The organism is Leifsonia poae, assembly GCF_027921845.1.
In the GTDB taxonomy this organism is placed as follows: domain Bacteria; phylum Actinomycetota; class Actinomycetes; order Actinomycetales; family Microbacteriaceae; genus Leifsonia; species Leifsonia poae.
Window position 1 is genome coordinate 623,956 of the sequence record NZ_BSEN01000015.1, and the last position, 15,986, is coordinate 639,941.

Sequence of the window (15,986 nt, forward strand, 5' to 3'; positions counted from 1 at the left end):
CCCTCCCGGCTTCTGCGCGTGCCCGTCGCTGAGGCGGCGCCGACCTACTTGATGAACCGGAAGTTCACCGGATACCGGTACGTACCGCCGCCGTTGACCTTGACGAAACCGAGGATCGAGAACACCAGGTTCACGACGTAGAGCACCCACGGGATCAGCAGCCCGAAGAGCAGCCAGCCGATGCCCGTGAACGACAGGATGGCGCCGACGATCTGGGAGGCGATCCAGACGATGATCCAGGTGATCTGCCAGTTGAGCGCTTCCTTCGCCTCCTGGTTGGTCAGCCGGCCGCGGTCTTTGAAGACCAGGAAGATGATCAACGACGGCAGGATCCAGAGGATGCCGCCGAGGTGCGCGAAGGAGGCCCACTGCTTGTCCTGGGCCGGGTCGAGCGGGGCGGCCGGTGCGCCGTACGGCTGCTGCGGCGGAACGCCGCCGTACGGCTGCTGCGGCTGCTGCGGCTGCTGGGGCGGAACCGATCCGTAGGGCTGCTGCCGCGGAACCGATCCGTAAGGCTGCTGGGGAGGAGGCGGCGGTACGGCGCCGGTGGGGGGAACCGGCTGCTGCGGCGGAACCCCGCCCGCGGCCGGATCGCTCGGGGGTTGAGTCGGGTCGTTCATGATCGGTGCCTTTCGTTCGAGCTCGTTCGGATCGAACCGTCGGCCGGCCGGGCCTGCCGATCAGTGCGCGCCACGCTGTTGTGGGAGCGCATGCATACGGTACTGCTGTGAATCTCAGGCGTGCAATGAATGTGTCTGCGTGTCGGCACGATATGATTAGCACTCAAGAGAAGTGAGTGCTAACAGTTCGGACAGGAGGCGAGTCGTATGGTGTCCGAGCGCAGCCTCGAGGTTTTGCGTGTGATCGTGCAGGACTACGTCGCGTCTCGTGAACCGGTCGGCTCCAAGAGCATCGTGGAGCGGCACGCCTTCGGAGTCTCCGCCGCGACCATCCGCAACGACATGGCGGCGCTCGAAGAAGAAGAGCTGATCGTCGCGCCCCACACCTCATCCGGCCGGGTGCCGACGGACAAGGGCTACCGGCTGTTCGTCGACCATCTCGCCGAGATGCGTCCGCTCAGTCCCGCGCAGCGGCAGGCGATCGAGGTGTTCCTCGGGCAGTCCGTCGACCTCGACGACGTGCTCGCGCGCACCGTGCGCCTGCTCTCGCAGCTCACCAACCAGGTCGCGCTGGTGCAGTATCCGTCGGTCGCGCGCTCGCGCATCCGGCACATCGAGCTCGTCATGCTGGCGCCGCGACGGCTGCTCAGCGTGTTGATCACGGATTCCGGCGCGGTCGAGCAACGCGTCATCGAACTCGGGTCCGACCTGAGCGATGAAGACGTCGCGGAGATCCGGGGCGCCATCAACGGCGCGTCGGCCGGGCTGTCGCTGAACGACGCCGCGCACCGGCTCAACGATCTGCCGGAGGCGCTCACCGAGCGCACCCGCGGCCTCGTCGCGCCCGTGGCGAGCGCACTGATCGACCAGATCGCCGCCAACCGCCAGGAGAAGCTGGTCATGGCCGGCGCTGCGAACCTCGTGCGCACCGAGCACGATTTCACCGGCAGCATCTTCCCGGTGCTGGAGGCGATCGAGGAGCAGGTCGTGCTGCTACGTCTGTTCGGCGAGATGGCCACCGATCAGCACGGCGTCGCCGTCAGCATCGGTCGCGAGAACGCCGCCTTCGGCCTGGCCGAGACCAGCGTGCTCTCCAGCGGTTACACCTCTTCCGGATCCGACATCGCCCGGCTGGGTGTGCTCGGACCGCTCCGCATGGACTACTCCAACAACATGGCGGCCGTTCGCGCGGTCGCCCGATACCTCTCCCGCCTGCTGGGCGAATAAGCACCGAACGAGAAGGAAAAGCCGTACGTGGCCGACCATTACGAAGTCCTGGGCGTTGAGCGCAACGCCACCCCCGACGAGATCAAGAAGGCGTACCGCCGCCTCGCGAGGGAACTCCACCCCGACGTCAACCCCAGCCCGGAGGCATCCGAGCGATTCAAGCAGGTCACGCACGCGTACGACGTGCTGAGCGACCCGCAGCAGCGCCAGCAGTACGACCTCGGCCCGCAGCCCGGCTTCGGTGGCGGAGGCGGCGCGGACTTCGGCGGCTTCGGCGACATCTTCGAGACCTTCTTCGGCGGCGGCGGAACGTCGCGCGGCCCCAAGTCGCGCCGGGAACGCGGTCAGGATGCGCTCCTGCGCGTCGAGGTCGACCTCGACGAGGTCATCTTCGGCACCCACCGCGACCTCGAGGTCGACACGGCGATCGTCTGCGAGACCTGCAACGGGTCCTGCTGCCAGCCGGGCACGGCGCCGGTCACCTGCGACATCTGCCACGGCACCGGCAGCATCCAGCGCTCGGTCCGTTCGCTCCTCGGCAACGTCATGACCTCGAGCCCCTGCGGCACCTGCCGCGGGTACGGCACCGTCATCGCCACGCCGTGCGTCACCTGCCAGGGACAGGGACGCGTGCGCGCCCGCCGTACCGTGCCGGTGGACATCCCCGCCGGCGTCGACACCGGCCTGCGTCTGCAGATGCCGGGCAGCGGCGAGGCCGGTCCCGCCGGTGGCCCCAACGGAGACCTCTACCTCGAGATCAAGGTCAAGCACCACGACGTCTTCAGCCGTGACGGAGACGACCTGCTCTGCACCCTCGAGGTCGCGATGACGGATGCGATCCTCGGCACCACCGCGACGGTCAAGGCCCTCGACGGCGACATCAGCATGGACCTCAAGGCCGGCGTGCAGAGCGCGGACATCATCACGATCAAGGACCGCGGCATCACGCATCTGCGCGGCAGCGGGCGAGGCGACCTGCGGGTCGGCATCCAGGTGGTCACGCCGGTGAAGCTCGACCACAAGGAACGCGAACTCATCAAGCAGTTCGCCGCGGCCCACAAGCACACCGAGCCGACCCTGGCGCGATTCCAGCAGGGTCTCTTCGCGAAGCTGCGCGACCGGTTCCTCAACGTCTGATCCGGGGTCTGGTCCGTCATGAGCGCGCTGTACTTCCGTGAAGACCTGGAGTCGGTCGACGAGGGCGCCCGGCTCTCGCTGACCGGGCCGGAGGCCAAGCACGCGGCGACGGTGAACCGCACGCGTCCCGGCCAGTCGGTGATGATCGGCAACGGCCGCGGACTGATCGCGACCGGGGAGGTCCTGGTGGCAACGTCCACCGAGCTGACGATCGAGGTCGAAACGGTTCAGCACGTCGCATCCCCGTCGCCGGTGGTGACGCTGGTTCAGGCCCTCGCCAAGGGCGACCGCGACGAGCTGGCGATCCAGGCGTCGACGGAGCTGGGTGTCGATCGGGTGGTTCCCTGGGCCGCCGCGCGTTCGGTGTCGCGCTGGGAGGGCGCCAAGATCGCGAAGAGCCGCGACCGCTGGGCGACGATCGTGCGGGAGGCGGCGAAGCAGTCCATCCGGGCGTGGGTGCCGTCGGTCGGCGAGCTGTCGTCGACGAAGGCGGTGGCCGAGTTGAGTGGATCGTCGCGCGTTCTGGTGCTCGAGCCGGATGCGACGACGCGGCTGAGCGACATCGTCGTCGAGACGGGTCCGGATGCGCGCCCGCTCGTGCTCGTGGTGGGGCCGGAGGGCGGGATCGCGCCGGAGGAACTCGGGCTGCTGACCGCTGCGGGAGCGGAGCTGGTGCGGCTGGGGACGACGGTGCTTCGCACGTCGACGGCCGGACCCGCTGCGTTGGCTGTGCTGAACGGTGCGCTCGGGCGTTGGTGAGTTCAGCCGGGTCTCGCGGACTCTCCTCCACAGGTCCTTAGTTCCCAAAGTTGTCCACAGGTAATTGCCTGATCAGAGGGTCATTCTGGCGGTTAGAATGTCAGTGGTCGCTGATTGACTGGTTTCATGACCAACCGCCACGCCGATCGGATGCGCGAGTTCCTTGCGCCCTTCGCCACGCCGAATCGGTTCGCCCGCGACGAGCTTCTCGGGGCCCTCACTGAGCTCGGCGAGCTCCAGGCCGCACTCGACGCGGTGAAGCTGCGGGTGGTGGGCGAAGTGGTTGCGCGTTCGATTCTTCCCTGCGACGCGAACCCGGTGTCGCGCGCCGGTCATGCATCCATTGCATCGCTGCTGGCGGAGCGGTGGCGCATCTCGCTTTCTGCCGCACGCACCATGCACGTGGTGGGCGAAGCGATCGCTCCGCGGCGGTCGCTCGTGGGTGAGAGTCTCCCGTCCCGGTTCCCGGTGGTCGCCGCTGCCCTCGGCGCAGACGATGCCGGCGGCGCGATCCTCAGCCTCGACGAGGCCGCCGTCATCGTGCGCGAGCTGACGAAGGCGGAAGCGAACTGCAGCGTGGACGAACGCTCTCTGGGTGAGAGCCTGCTGGTCGAGCGCGCCCGCGATCTGGGCATGGCCGACCTGCGGTGCGTGGCCGTTCACGTGCGGGATCGTCTCGATCAAGACGGCATCCGCCCACGGGAGGAGCGACAACGGCAGCGACGGTCGCTCGCGATCAGCACCACGTCCGACGGGATGACGCATGTCGACTGGTACCTCGATCCGGAGTCGGCAGGCCATGTGGTTTCGGCGATCGACGCGGTCGTCGGGCATGGGATGCGGTCGGTTGGATTCAGGGATACCGACGAGGGTTCGAGCGATTGTGCCGAGGCAGAGTCGATCGAGGAGTTGCCCGACTCGCGAACCATCGCACAGCGTCGATCCGACGCCGGAACAGAGGTGTTCCGGCATTTCGCCGCCTGCGAGCAACGCGTGAGCCTGGGCGGTGCGCCCGTGACGATGGTCGTGCGCGTCGGCCTCGATGCATTGCGCGCCGGCATCGGCACAGCGGAGATCGACGCGGTATCGTCTCCGATCAGCGCGTCGACCGCACGGCGGATGGCACTGGACGCCCGAGTGATCCCTGTCGTACTCGGTGGCGCGAGCGAGGTGCTCGACCTCGGCCGAAGCAGGCGGCTGTTCTCGAAGGCCCAGCGGCTGGCTCTCGCCGAGCGCGACGACGGCTGCGCGTGGCCCGGATGCCCGCATCCACCGACCTATACCGAGGCGCACCACATCCGCTGGTGGGAGGCGCATGCGGGACCGACCGATCTCCGCAACGGCGTGCTGCTGTGCTCGAGTCATCATCACCGCGTCCACCAGGACGACTGGGACATCGTGGTGCGCGACGCGGTGCCGCACTTCGTCCCGCCCCGGCACCTCGACGCGACCCGAAGGCCGCGAGCCGGTGGCCGGGTCCGGCTCAGACCCACGGGATGACCGCGTTCGATCGGGCGACGCCCGCCACCACGCGACCGACGGCGCCGTTCCGCCGATCGCGAACGGTGCCCGCCATCGCCTGTGCCCATTGCCCCGATCGACCCCCAATGACGGAGCCGAACTCTAAGATGGAGAGTATGGAAACCGACCAGCGCTCGATCTTCTCGCGCATCATCGCCGGAGAGATCCCGGCCGACATCGTCTACGACGACGATCGGGTCATCGCGTTCCGCGACATCGCGCCGAAGGCGCCGGTGCACGTGCTCGTGGTGCCGAAGACCGAGGAGTACAGCGATGTGGCCGAGTTGGCCGCGGGCGATCCGGCTCTGCTGGCGCACGTGGTCGACGTTGCTCAGAAGCTCGCGACGGAGCTCTCCGACGGCGATTTCCGACTGATCTTCAACACCGGGGCGGGAGCGGGACAGACCGTGTTCCACGTCCACGCACACATTCTGAGCGGGGAGCTCGAGGAAGGAAGCCTTGCCGATTAGCGAACCGACGCCGCAGCGCAACGGACAGCACGACAGCACGAGCCAGAGCAGCGCGAATCGCCCGACCGAGGGCCAGGCGGAAGCGCGGTTCGAGGTCGACGGGGTGGCGATGGTGCGGCTGCTCGGCCCACAGGACCGCCTGCTGACCACGCTCGAACACCAGTACCCGCTGGTGAACGTGCACGTCCGCAGCAACGAGATCTCGCTGGTCGGCGACCCGGCCCAGGTGGACGCCGCGCGGCGCCTCATCGAGGAGCTGCTGCAGATGGTCCGCAACGGCCACGAACTCAGCCCGGCCGAGGTCACGAGCTCTGCGAAGATGCTCGACACCGACCTCAACCTCAGCCCGTCCGATGTGCTGAGCCAGGCCATCCTGACGGCTCGGGGCAAGAGCATCCGGCCCAAGACGCTCGGCCAGAAGCAGTACGTCGACGCGATCGACCACAACACGATCGTGTTCGGCATCGGCCCGGCGGGAACCGGCAAGACGTACCTGGCGATGGCCAAGGCGGTGCAGGCCCTGCAGCGCAAGGAGGTCAACCGCATCATCCTCACGCGTCCGGCCGTCGAGGCGGGGGAGCGGCTGGGCTACCTGCCCGGAACGCTCACCGACAAGATCGACCCGTACCTGCGCCCGCTCTACGACGCGCTCAACGAGATGATGGACCCGGAGATCGTTCCGAAGCTTCTGGCAGCGGGCACGATCGAGGTGGCCCCGCTGGCCTACATGCGCGGCCGCACGCTGAACGATTCGTTCATCGTGCTCGACGAGGCGCAGAACACGACGCCGGAGCAGATGAAGATGTTCCTCACGCGACTCGGGTTCGGCTCCCGCATGGTGGTCACCGGTGACATCACGCAGGTGGACCTTCCGACGGCCGCGAGCGGCCTGCGGCTGGTGACGCGCGTGCTCAAAGACATCGACGACATCTACTTCGCGCGACTGACGAGCGACGATGTCGTGCGCCACACGCTCGTCGGCCGCATCGTCGACGCGTACACGGAGTACGACGCCCAGAAGCAGGCCCTGCACTACGAGCGCGAGCAGGCGGCGGAGTTCGCCAACCGCGCTGAGCGCCGTTCGGCGATCCCGCGCGATCGCACGCCGAAGAGACGATAGAAAGACGAACAGGGACCGCCAGCGATGAGCATCGAAGTCAACAACGAGTCGACGATCCCGGTGGACGAGGCAGCGTTGCAGCGCCTCGCCACCTACGCCTTCGACATCATGCACGTGCACCCGGACGCGGAACTCGCGATCGTGCTCGTCGACGAAGCGGCGATGGAGCAGCTGCACGTGCAGTGGATGGACGAGCCGGGGCCGACAGACGTGCTCAGCTTCCCGATGGACGAGTTGCGTCCCGGCACCGAGGACGAACCGTCGCCGGCAGGTCTGCTCGGCGATGTGGTGCTCTGCCCGCAGGTCGCTCAGGCGCAGGCGGAAACGGCCGGTCACAGCCTGATGGAGGAGCTACTGCTGCTCACGACGCACGGGATCCTCCACCTCCTCGGTTTCGATCACGCCGAACCCGCCGAGGAACGCGAGATGTTCGGCATCCAGCGCGACATCCTGATCGGGTTCTCGCGCTACGACCGACAGCGCTAGAGGCGCGGATGCTCACCACCCTCTTCTTCGTCATCGCCTTCGTGCTCGTCGCGTTCGGCGGCCTGATGGCGGCGGTCGACGCGGCGATCTCGGTGCAGTCGCGCGGCGACATCGCCGAACTCGCGGAGACGTCGCGGTCGAAGAAGTCCCTGCTGGCCATAGCGGCCGACCCGGGCGCGCACATCAACGCGATCAACTTCATCCGCATCACGGCGGAGACGACGGCCGCCGTGCTCGTCACGCTCGCCTTCGAGATGATCTTCGAACAGTGGTGGATCTCACTGATCCTGTCCGCGCTGATCATGACGGGTGTCTCGTTCGTGCTGGTCGGGGCGAGCCCGCGCAGCGTCGGCCGGGCGAACTCGACGCTGCTGCTGCGGCTGACGGCGCCGCTCATCCGGTTCGTGCGCGTGCTCCTCGGGCCGATCGCCGACGGTCTGGTCGCCCTCGGAAACCGGGTGACGCCGTCGCGCGCCCGGTCGGCCCCGGTGGCGAGCGAGGAGCAACTGCTCAGCATCGTGGACGAGGCGACCGAGTTCGACGTTCTCGAGGAGGACGACCGGGAGCTCATCCACTCGATCTTCGAGTTCAACGACACGGTGGTGCGTGAGGTGATGATCCCGCGCACCGACATGATCACCATCGATCGCGGCGCCGGGCTCGGCACGGCGATGGGCCTGTTCCTCAGCAAGGGCGTGTCCCGGATGCCCGTGATCGACGGCGACCCCGACGACGTCGTCGGCGTGCTGTACCTGAGGGATGTGGCGAAGCTCAGCTTCGAGAGCCCGCTCGGCGCCGACCAGGTGACGATGGGCGACCTGGCTCGGCCGGCCCTGTTCGTGCCCGAGTCGAAGAAGGCCGATCAGCTGCTGCGGCAGATGCAACTGGAATCGAACCACCTGGCGATGGTCGTGGACGAGTACGGCGGTATCGCCGGCCTGGTCACGCTCGAGGACCTCATCGAGGAACTGGTCGGCGACATCTCCGACGAATACGACCACGAGGTCGAGCTCGTGCAGCAGGTCGGGCCCGGCCGCTACCGGGTCGGCACCCGCCTGCCGATCGACGAGCTCGGCGAACTGTTCGGACTCGAGATCGAGGACGACGACGTCGACAGCGTCGGCGGCCTGGTCTCCAAGGCGCTCGGCCGCCTCCCCGAGGTCGGATCGACGGCGACGGCGTACGGGCTGCGCTTCACCGTCGATCGCACCGAAGGCCGCCGCAAACATGTCAGCACCGTGCTCGTCGAGCGCGACACCGCCCTGATCGCGACGCCGGACGCGTCGCTGGAGGAGAAGCACTCGTGAACGATTTCCATGCGGGATTCGTCTCGTTCGTCGGCCGCCCGAACGTCGGGAAGTCGACGCTCACGAACGCGCTCGTCGGCGAGAAGGTGGCGATCACCAGCTCGAAGCCGCAGACGACGCGTCGCGCGATCCGGGGGATCGTCCACCAGAAGGACGGCCAGCTGATCCTGGTCGACACGCCGGGCATCCACCGCCCGCGCACGCTGCTGGGCGAACGCCTGAACTCGCTTGTGCAGTCGACGCTCGGCGACGTCGATGTGATCGGCTTCTGCGTTCCCGCGGACGAGAAGATCGGCCCGGGGGATCGCTTCATCAATGATCAGCTCGACGAGTACCCGCGGGCGAAGAAGGTGGCGATCGTCACGAAGATCGACACGGCGAGCAAGCAGGCCGTGGCCGAACAGCTGCTGGCCGTCTCCGAGCTGCGCGAGTGGGAGGCGATCATCCCGATCTCGGCGACGAGCAGCATCCAACTCGACACGCTCACGAGCGAGCTGATGCGACTGCTTCCGACCTCGCCGGCTCCGCTGTACCCGGCCGATGCTGTGACGGACGAGGGACTCGAGGACCGCATCTCGGAGTACATCCGCGAGGCGGTGCTCGAGGGCGTGGAGGACGAGCTCCCGCACTCGCTCGCTGTGACGATTGACGACATCATCGAGCGCGACGACAAGGACATCGTCGACATCTACGCCAACCTGTTCGTCGAGCGCGACAGCCAGAAGGCGATCGTGATCGGCAAGGGCGGCAGCCGCATCCGCGAGGTGGGCGCAACAGCGCGCGTGCCGATCGAGAAGCTGATCGGCAAGCACGTGTTCCTGTCCATCCGGGTGAAGGTGGCCAAGGACTGGCAGCGCGACCCGAAGCAGCTCGGCCGCCTCGGGTTCTGACCCGGGCGCGGGCGCTGCCGCGTACATCCAGCGGATGAAATCCGCCCGTGCGCGCGGCGACGGCCTCGTTCGCCCCGTACCGTAGAAGGATGCTGCAGCGCTCCCGACTCGTGGACCGGCTCGTGCCCTTCCGCTGGGTGCTCGAGCCCGCCCTGGGGCTCCTGCTGTTCGCCGTCTGGATCGCGACCGGTCTCCCGGTCGACGTGGAGTCGGCGCTCGCGCTCGTGTTCGCCTGTGCGGCCGTCGCGCTGTCACGGGTCATCCCCGCGGTCTCGCTCGGGCTGGTCTGGGCATCGGTACTCCTCGAACTGGCCGCACCCGACTCGCTCGGTGCGCCGTTCCGGCTCGTCGGCGGCATCGCGGTGCTGCTCGCGATCTTCGGTGTCGCCGCCCATTCGGGCGTGGTGGTCCGTTGGCTCGACTTCGTCTCGGCGGTACTGCTCGGACCCGCCGTCGCGTACCTCTTCACCGTGCGCGGCGACATCAAGTTCCCGCAGTTCGGCCCGGTGATCGCCGGCTACTACACCAGCCAGGGCGTCGGTCTGCTGCTGATGAGCCTGATGGTCGTGGTGCTCTTCGTCGCCGGCTGGTTCGTGGGCTACCTCGTCGCGCGGCAGCGCGCGATCGGCACGGACGGCGGACGCTCGGTGCTGATGTGGCTGGCCTCGTCGGGCGGAACGCCGACACTCGACGCCGACGTCGACCGCGCCGCGCTGGTGCGCCGCCTCACCCGCCCTCAGCTCGCGTTCGACATCGCCGGCGCGGCCCTGTTCGCGGTGGTCTGCCTCCTGCTCGATACGGTGAACGTGTTCGGATTCGACTCGTCGCCGCGCACCGGCTTCGTGGTGATGATCGGCTTCGCGGTCGCGGTGGCTGTGCGCCGCATGTCGCCGCCGGTGGCGCTCGCGATCGCCTGGCTGGCCGCCGTGCTGCAGATGATCTCCGGCCACAACATCCTGTTCAGCGACGTCGGCGTGCTGATCGTGCTGTACTCGACGGCGGCCTACGGAGACCGCGTCGTGCGCTGGTCGGGCCTGATCTCGGCCGGAGTCGGCGCCGTGGTGGCGGCCCTGTACCTCACGCTGACCGCGGCGGTCAGCCAGAACTACCTCGATCTGCTCTCCGGGGCGATCACCCGGCTCGCGCTTCAGTTCGTCTTCCTGTTCGTCGTCAGCGCGACCGTGCTGGGCCTGTCCTGGGTGCTCGGGCTGCTCATGCGCACGTGGCGCAACGCCAGGATCTCGCGCCGCGCGCAGGTCGCCGCCGAGTTCGATCGCGCCCGCGCCGTCGAAGACGTCGTCGTCGAGCAGGAGCGAACGCGCATCGCCCGCGATATGCACGATGTGGTCGCGCACTCGCTCGCCGTGGTCATCGCCCAGGCCGACGGGGCGCGCTACGCCCGTCACGCCGATCCGGATGCCGTCGACGAGGCGCTCACGACCATCGCGTCGACGGCCCGCTCGGCGCTGGGCGACGTGCGGGTACTGCTCGCCGAACTGCGCCACGCACAGCCGGAGGGCCCGCAGCCGTCGCTCGACGACCTCGACAAGACCGTCGATCAGGTTCGAGCAGCGGGGCTGGACGTGACGATGGAGCGCAGCGGCGACCTCGAGCGTCTCGGCTCCGCCCAGCAGATCGCCGCCTACCGCATCGTGCAGGAAGCGTTGACCAACGCGCTCCGGCACGGCAGCACCGCCGACCCGGCGACCGTCGTCCTCGCCTCGATCACGAGCGAGGCCGGCGTGCAGGGGGTCGGCATCACCGTGAGGAACACCATGAAACCGATCACGCTCGACACCACCGCGACCGGGACGGGAGCCCTGCCCCGCATCGGCCACGGTCTGCCAGGGATGCGCGAGCGTGCGACGCTCGCCGGTGGCTCGCTCACCGCGGGTCCGACCGGCGACACATTCACCGTCGCCGCGTTCCTGCCGGTGGGAGCCCCGGCGTGAGCGGGATGGGCGCAGGCGCGGGCGAACGCATCCGGGTGCTGCTGGTCGACGACCAGGCGCTGTTCCGCGCGGGCATCCGGATGCTCGTCGGATCGCAGCCCGACCTCGAGTTCGTGGGGGAGGCGGCGAACGGCGAGGAGGGCGTACAGGTGGCGCTCGAGACGTCGCCCGACGTGGTGCTGATGGACATCCGGATGCCCGTGATGGACGGGATCGCTGCGACGTCGGAGATCGTCGGGCGGGCCGTGCGCGATGGTCGCAGGCCGCCGAGGATCGTGGTGCTGACCACGTTCGACCTCGACGAAGCGGCGGCACGCGCCATCCGGGGAGGGGCGAGCGGCTTCGTGCTCAAGGACGCGGAGCCGGAGTTCCTGCTGGCGGCGATCCGCACGGTGCACGCCGGCAATGCGGTGATCGCGGCCGGAGCGACGCGCGAGCTGTTCCAGTACTTCTCCGCCGGCGAGCCCGCCAAGGAGCAGCCGCAGGAGTTCGGCAACCTCACCTCGCGGGAGCGCGAGATCTTCGTGCTCGCCGCCCGGGGCCTCAGCAACTCGGAGATCGCCTCGACCGAATACCTGAGCGAGGCGACGGTGAAGACGCACATCAGCCGCATCCTGAGCAAGCTCGGGCTCCGCGACCGGGTGCAGATGGTCGTCTACGCCTTCGAGCACGGGCTCACGGCGGCGGAATAGGAATCATCCTCCAGGCTGAGTGACGATCGACCGCTGGCCTGATTCGCGGCCGAGCGCGGATCTCTAGCGTTGTCGACATGGACAATGTCACCAGCCGGACGATCACGACCGCCAACCCGATTCTGAGCCCCGACTCCCGCACCGCCCTGGTGGCGCGCGTGGTGGATGCCACCAAGTCGTACGGCGCCGGCGCCGGACGGGTCAATGCGCTCGACGGCGTGACCCTGGGGATCCCGGCCGGGCAGTTCACCGCGATCATGGGGCCGAGCGGCTCGGGGAAGTCGACTCTGATGCACGTCATGGCAGGACTCGACACGGTCACGACCGGTCAGGTCTGGCTCGGCGACACGGAGATCACCCGCCTGAAGGATGCGGAGCTCACGGTGCTGCGCCGGCGCCGGGTCGGCTTCGTGTTCCAGTCGTTCAACCTGGTCCCCACGCTCGACGTCCAGGCGAACATCCGGCTGCCGTTCGAACTGGACGGTCGTCGCCCGACCCGTACGCAGGCGGAGTGGATCGACCACCTCGTCGGCTCGCTCGGCCTCGGCGACCGGCTCACCCATCGTCCGCACGAGCTGTCCGGTGGGCAGCAGCAGCGGGTCGCCATCGTGCGCGCGCTCGCGACCCGTCCCGATCTGATCTTCGCGGACGAGCCGACCGGCAATCTCGACTCGCGCACGGGGCGCGATGTCCTCGCCCTGCTCGCCGAGGCGAGCCGGTCGTACGGGCAGAGCATCGCGATGGTGACGCACGATCCGATCGCCGCGAGCTTCGCCGATCGCATCGTCTTCCTGGCGGACGGCGTTGTCGTCGCAGAACGGGGGCGGTCGTCCGCCGAAGAGATCTCCACGTTCATGCTGGGCATGGAGCAGCGCGCGTGAGCCGGCCGTTCTCGGCGTTCCGCGCCAACGCGCGCGAGCACCGCGCGAGCATCCTGGTCGCCGCATTGAGCTCGGCATTCGGCGTCGCCCTCCTGTCGTCGACGGGAGTGCTGGCGGCGTACATCGCACAGGACGACGTCGCTGCGCACGGCTCGGTGACGGTAGCGCTCAACGTCGTGGCCGTGATCTTCTTCATCATCGCGGTCTACGTCGGGGCGATCGTGACCACCAACACCTTCGCGACGATCATCGCCGGGCGCACACGCACGATCGCCCTGCTGCGACTGATCGGGTCGAGCGCCCAGGCGCAGAGGCGCTCAGTGGCGGGCGAGGGACTGACCGTCGGGCTGATCGGCTCCCTGCTCGGCGGGGCGATCGCCGCGACGCTCGCCCTGGCGGCCGTGCGGGTGTTCGTCGCGCTGCGCGTGCTCCCGGACCTGCTCTATCCGGTGATCACGCCGGCGCTGCTCGCGCCGCTGGTGGTCGTCGTGCTCACGACGTGGCTGGCCTCCTGGGTCGGCGGACGCCGGGTGCTGACCGTGACGCCTGTTCAGGCGCTGGGCGCCGCCGAGGAGCGCCCGCCCGCCGCACTGCGGCGGAGCAGGGGCCGCACTGTCGTCGCATCCGCCCTGATCCTCGTCGGCGCGGCGCTCCTCGCCTTCGGCCTGCTGCTGGGGCTCGATGTGTTCGCGACACCGGTGCTCCAGCAGTACCACTCGTACGGAGTGCTGGTCGCCCTGCCCGGCGGCGTGCTCTCGTTCACCGGCATCATCCTCGCCGCGCCCCTCTTCATGCCCTCCATCCTTCGGGGCGTCGGACTGCTGTTCGGCCACGGGACGGCGACGAGACTGGCCGCGGCCAACGCGGTGCGCAACCCGGAGCGCAGCTCCCGCACCACGATCGGCTTGGTCATCGGGGTCACCCTGATCACGATGTTCGTCGTGGCCGCGCAGTCCTATCTGCAGATGATTCAGGAGGCTCAGAGCAACGAGCCGGAGCTGTATGCGGGCGTGACCCCCGTGGTCACGGTGACGATGATCGTGTTCTCCGTGATGATCGGATTCTCGGCCGTCATCGCGGCGGTCGGCGTGATCAACAACCTCTCGCTGAGCGTGCTGCAGCGGCGCAGGGAGCTCGGGCTGCTCCGAGCTCTCGGATTCACGGCGCAGCAGGTGAAGCGGATGATCCTCGCCGAGAGCGCTCAGCTCACGGTCTCGGCGGTGCTGACCGGGCTGGTGCTCGGCACGGTCTACGGCTGGATCGGTGCGCAGTCGCTGCTCGGCAGCATCCCGGGAGGTGGCCTGCTCGTCCCTGCTCTTCCGTGGCCGTTCCTCGCGCTTGTGGCTGTGGCCGCCGCTGTGCTCGCCGTCGTCGCCTCGATCGCGCCGACGCGCCGGGCGACGGCGCTCTCGCCGGTGGCCGCGCTGGCCGTCGAGTAGCACCCGGCCCGCCCGGCCACGGGCGCCGGCCGTCCGGTCCAGCGCTCCGACGCTCGCGCATTCTTCCGTGAAGCCCCCTGGATGCTCGGAGTTTCCTGAGCGCCCCCGTCATCGCAGCTCTGCGCAGGCTGAATACCCGAGAATTGTGCGTCGGCCTGCCGGCACCCTGAAAGGATCCACCCTGAACTGGCTCATGTCCCTGCGCATCGATCAGCAGCCGTTTCTGATCGCCGCCGACGTCGTGGCCGCGGCGCTCGCGCTCTACCTCCTGGTGCGCCCGACGTGGAGGCGCGTGCTCGCCGGCGTGCTCGCGGCCATTGCCGGGGGAGTGCTCGGCTGGTTCGTCACGTGGCTGTTCGGCGACGTGCTCAACCTGTTCGGCGTTCAGCTGACGACGGTCACGCGGTTCTGGGTCGTCATCGGATGCGCCGGAATCGCGCTGGCACTGGCGAACCTGTTCCGCTCGCGATGGTGGCGGAAGGTCATCGCCGTGGTGAGCATCCCGGTGTTCCTGATCGTGTCGGCGGCGGCGATCAACGTGGACTTCGGCGCATACCGCACGCTGGACGACGTCGTCGGTGTCGTGCCGTACCGCGGCCTCGACCTGCATCACGAGCACGGCGAGGTCGTCGCGGTGGGCACCGACTACGGATCGACCTGGACCCCGCCCGCTTCGCTGCCGGCCACGGGCGAGACGGGAACGGTTCGGATTCCGGCGACGACCTCGGGCTTCCCCGCCCGCACGGCCGTCGTCTATCTGCCGCCCGCAGCGCTGACGGCCGCGCCGCCGGTTCTGCCCGTGCTGTACGCCTTCGCCGGGCAGCCGGGGGCTCCGGCGGACGTGTTCACCGCCGGCCGGATCGGCGCCGTCATGGACGCCTACGCGGCGAAGCACGGCGGCCTGGCGCCGATCGTCGTCGCCGCCGACCAGCTCGGCGGCCCCGATCGCAACCCGATGTGCGTCGACTCGTCGACGCTCGGCCGTTCGGCCACCTACTTGCTGAAGGACGTTCCAACGTGGATCCGGGCCCATCTGCGGGTGAGCAGTGATCCGGCCGCGTGGAGCGTCTTCGGGTACTCCCAAGGTGCGACCTGCGCGGTGCAGTTCGCCGCCGGGCACCCGGAGCTCTTCGGGTCGGCGCTGGCGTCGTCGAGCGAACTCGGCCCCACCCTCGGCGCCGGCGGATCGACCGTGGCGACCGGGTTCGCGGGCTCTGTGACGGCGTACCGGGCCGCCCAGCCGAGCGCGCTGCTGCGCGCCAACGCCCCGTACCGTGACTCGCTGATCGTGTTCGGCGTCGGGCAGAACGACCTGCGGTACACGGGATACGCGCACACGCTGCGCGCCGACGCCGACCGGGCCGGGATGTCGACCGACCTGCTCGTCTCGCCCGGTTCGGCGCACGACTGGAACACGGTCCGCTACACACTGGCGCACGGCTTCCCGCTCATCGCCGCACACCTGGGACTCGAAGGATGACCCGG

General features: G+C 68.9%; 15 protein-coding genes. 14 read left to right on the forward strand and 1 reads right to left on the reverse strand.

Annotation, left to right across the window (positions count from 1 at the left end):
- Positions 1-44: 44 nt before the first annotated feature.
- Positions 45-620, reverse strand: coding sequence for a DUF4870 domain-containing protein (locus PKE84_RS17715; protein WP_271178567.1), 576 nt, complete (start codon positions 618-620; stop codon positions 45-47).
- Positions 621-827: 207 nt separating this feature from the next.
- On the opposite strand from PKE84_RS17715, the gene hrcA reads away from it, so the two are divergent.
- The 14 genes from hrcA (at position 828) to PKE84_RS17785 (ending at position 15,981) form a co-directional block, all read left to right on the forward strand.
- Entirely contained in the window at positions 828-1,847 is a 1,020-nt protein-coding gene (hrcA, locus tag PKE84_RS17720) for a heat-inducible transcriptional repressor HrcA (RefSeq protein WP_271178568.1), read from the forward strand.
- A 27-nt stretch (positions 1,848-1,874) separates the two neighbouring features.
- On the forward strand, positions 1,875-2,984 hold the full coding sequence (dnaJ, locus tag PKE84_RS17725; protein ID WP_271178569.1) for a molecular chaperone DnaJ: 1,110 nt from the start codon (positions 1,875-1,877) through the stop codon (positions 2,982-2,984).
- Between the two features lie 18 nt (positions 2,985-3,002).
- A complete protein-coding gene (locus PKE84_RS17730) occupies positions 3,003-3,743 on the forward strand; it encodes a 16S rRNA (uracil(1498)-N(3))-methyltransferase (RefSeq protein WP_271178570.1) in 741 nt (246 codons plus the stop codon).
- A gap of 126 nt (positions 3,744-3,869) precedes the next feature.
- Entirely contained in the window at positions 3,870-5,243 is a 1,374-nt protein-coding gene (locus PKE84_RS17735) for an HNH endonuclease signature motif containing protein (RefSeq protein ID WP_271178571.1), read from the forward strand.
- A 137-nt stretch (positions 5,244-5,380) separates the two neighbouring features.
- A complete protein-coding gene (locus PKE84_RS17740; RefSeq protein ID WP_271178572.1) occupies positions 5,381-5,734 on the forward strand; it encodes a histidine triad nucleotide-binding protein in 354 nt (117 codons plus the stop codon).
- Between the two features lie 109 nt (positions 5,735-5,843).
- On the forward strand, positions 5,844-6,854 hold the full coding sequence (locus tag PKE84_RS17745) for a PhoH family protein (protein ID WP_271178939.1): 1,011 nt from the start codon (positions 5,844-5,846) through the stop codon (positions 6,852-6,854).
- A 24-nt stretch (positions 6,855-6,878) separates the two neighbouring features.
- Complete coding sequence (gene ybeY, locus PKE84_RS17750; protein WP_271178573.1) at positions 6,879-7,340, forward strand: rRNA maturation RNase YbeY; 462 nt, start codon at positions 6,879-6,881, stop codon at positions 7,338-7,340.
- Between the two features lie 8 nt (positions 7,341-7,348).
- On the forward strand, positions 7,349-8,647 hold the full coding sequence (locus PKE84_RS17755; protein WP_271178574.1) for a hemolysin family protein: 1,299 nt from the start codon (positions 7,349-7,351) through the stop codon (positions 8,645-8,647).
- Positions 8,644-9,537 (forward strand): GTPase Era, encoded by an 894-nt coding sequence (gene era, locus PKE84_RS17760; protein ID WP_271178575.1) that lies wholly within the window; start codon positions 8,644-8,646, stop codon positions 9,535-9,537. The genes PKE84_RS17755 and era overlap by 4 nt, the downstream gene beginning before the upstream one ends.
- Before the next feature lie 89 nt (positions 9,538-9,626).
- Positions 9,627-11,489: a sensor histidine kinase gene (locus tag PKE84_RS17765; RefSeq protein ID WP_271178576.1), complete on the forward strand. Its 1,863-nt coding sequence runs from the start codon at positions 9,627-9,629 to the stop codon at positions 11,487-11,489.
- Positions 11,490-11,494: 5 nt separating this feature from the next.
- Positions 11,495-12,181: a response regulator gene (locus PKE84_RS17770; protein ID WP_271178940.1), complete on the forward strand. Its 687-nt coding sequence runs from the start codon at positions 11,495-11,497 to the stop codon at positions 12,179-12,181.
- Positions 12,182-12,330: 149 nt separating this feature from the next.
- Entirely contained in the window at positions 12,331-13,062 is a 732-nt protein-coding gene (locus tag PKE84_RS17775) for an ABC transporter ATP-binding protein (protein WP_271178941.1), read from the forward strand.
- Positions 13,059-14,501 (forward strand): ABC transporter permease, encoded by a 1,443-nt coding sequence (locus PKE84_RS17780; RefSeq protein WP_271178577.1) that lies wholly within the window; start codon positions 13,059-13,061, stop codon positions 14,499-14,501. The genes PKE84_RS17775 and PKE84_RS17780 overlap by 4 nt, the downstream gene beginning before the upstream one ends.
- Positions 14,502-14,694: 193 nt before the next feature.
- Positions 14,695-15,981 (forward strand): alpha/beta hydrolase, encoded by a 1,287-nt coding sequence (locus PKE84_RS17785; RefSeq protein WP_271178578.1) that lies wholly within the window; start codon positions 14,695-14,697, stop codon positions 15,979-15,981.
- Positions 15,982-15,986: the final 5 nt, after the last annotated feature.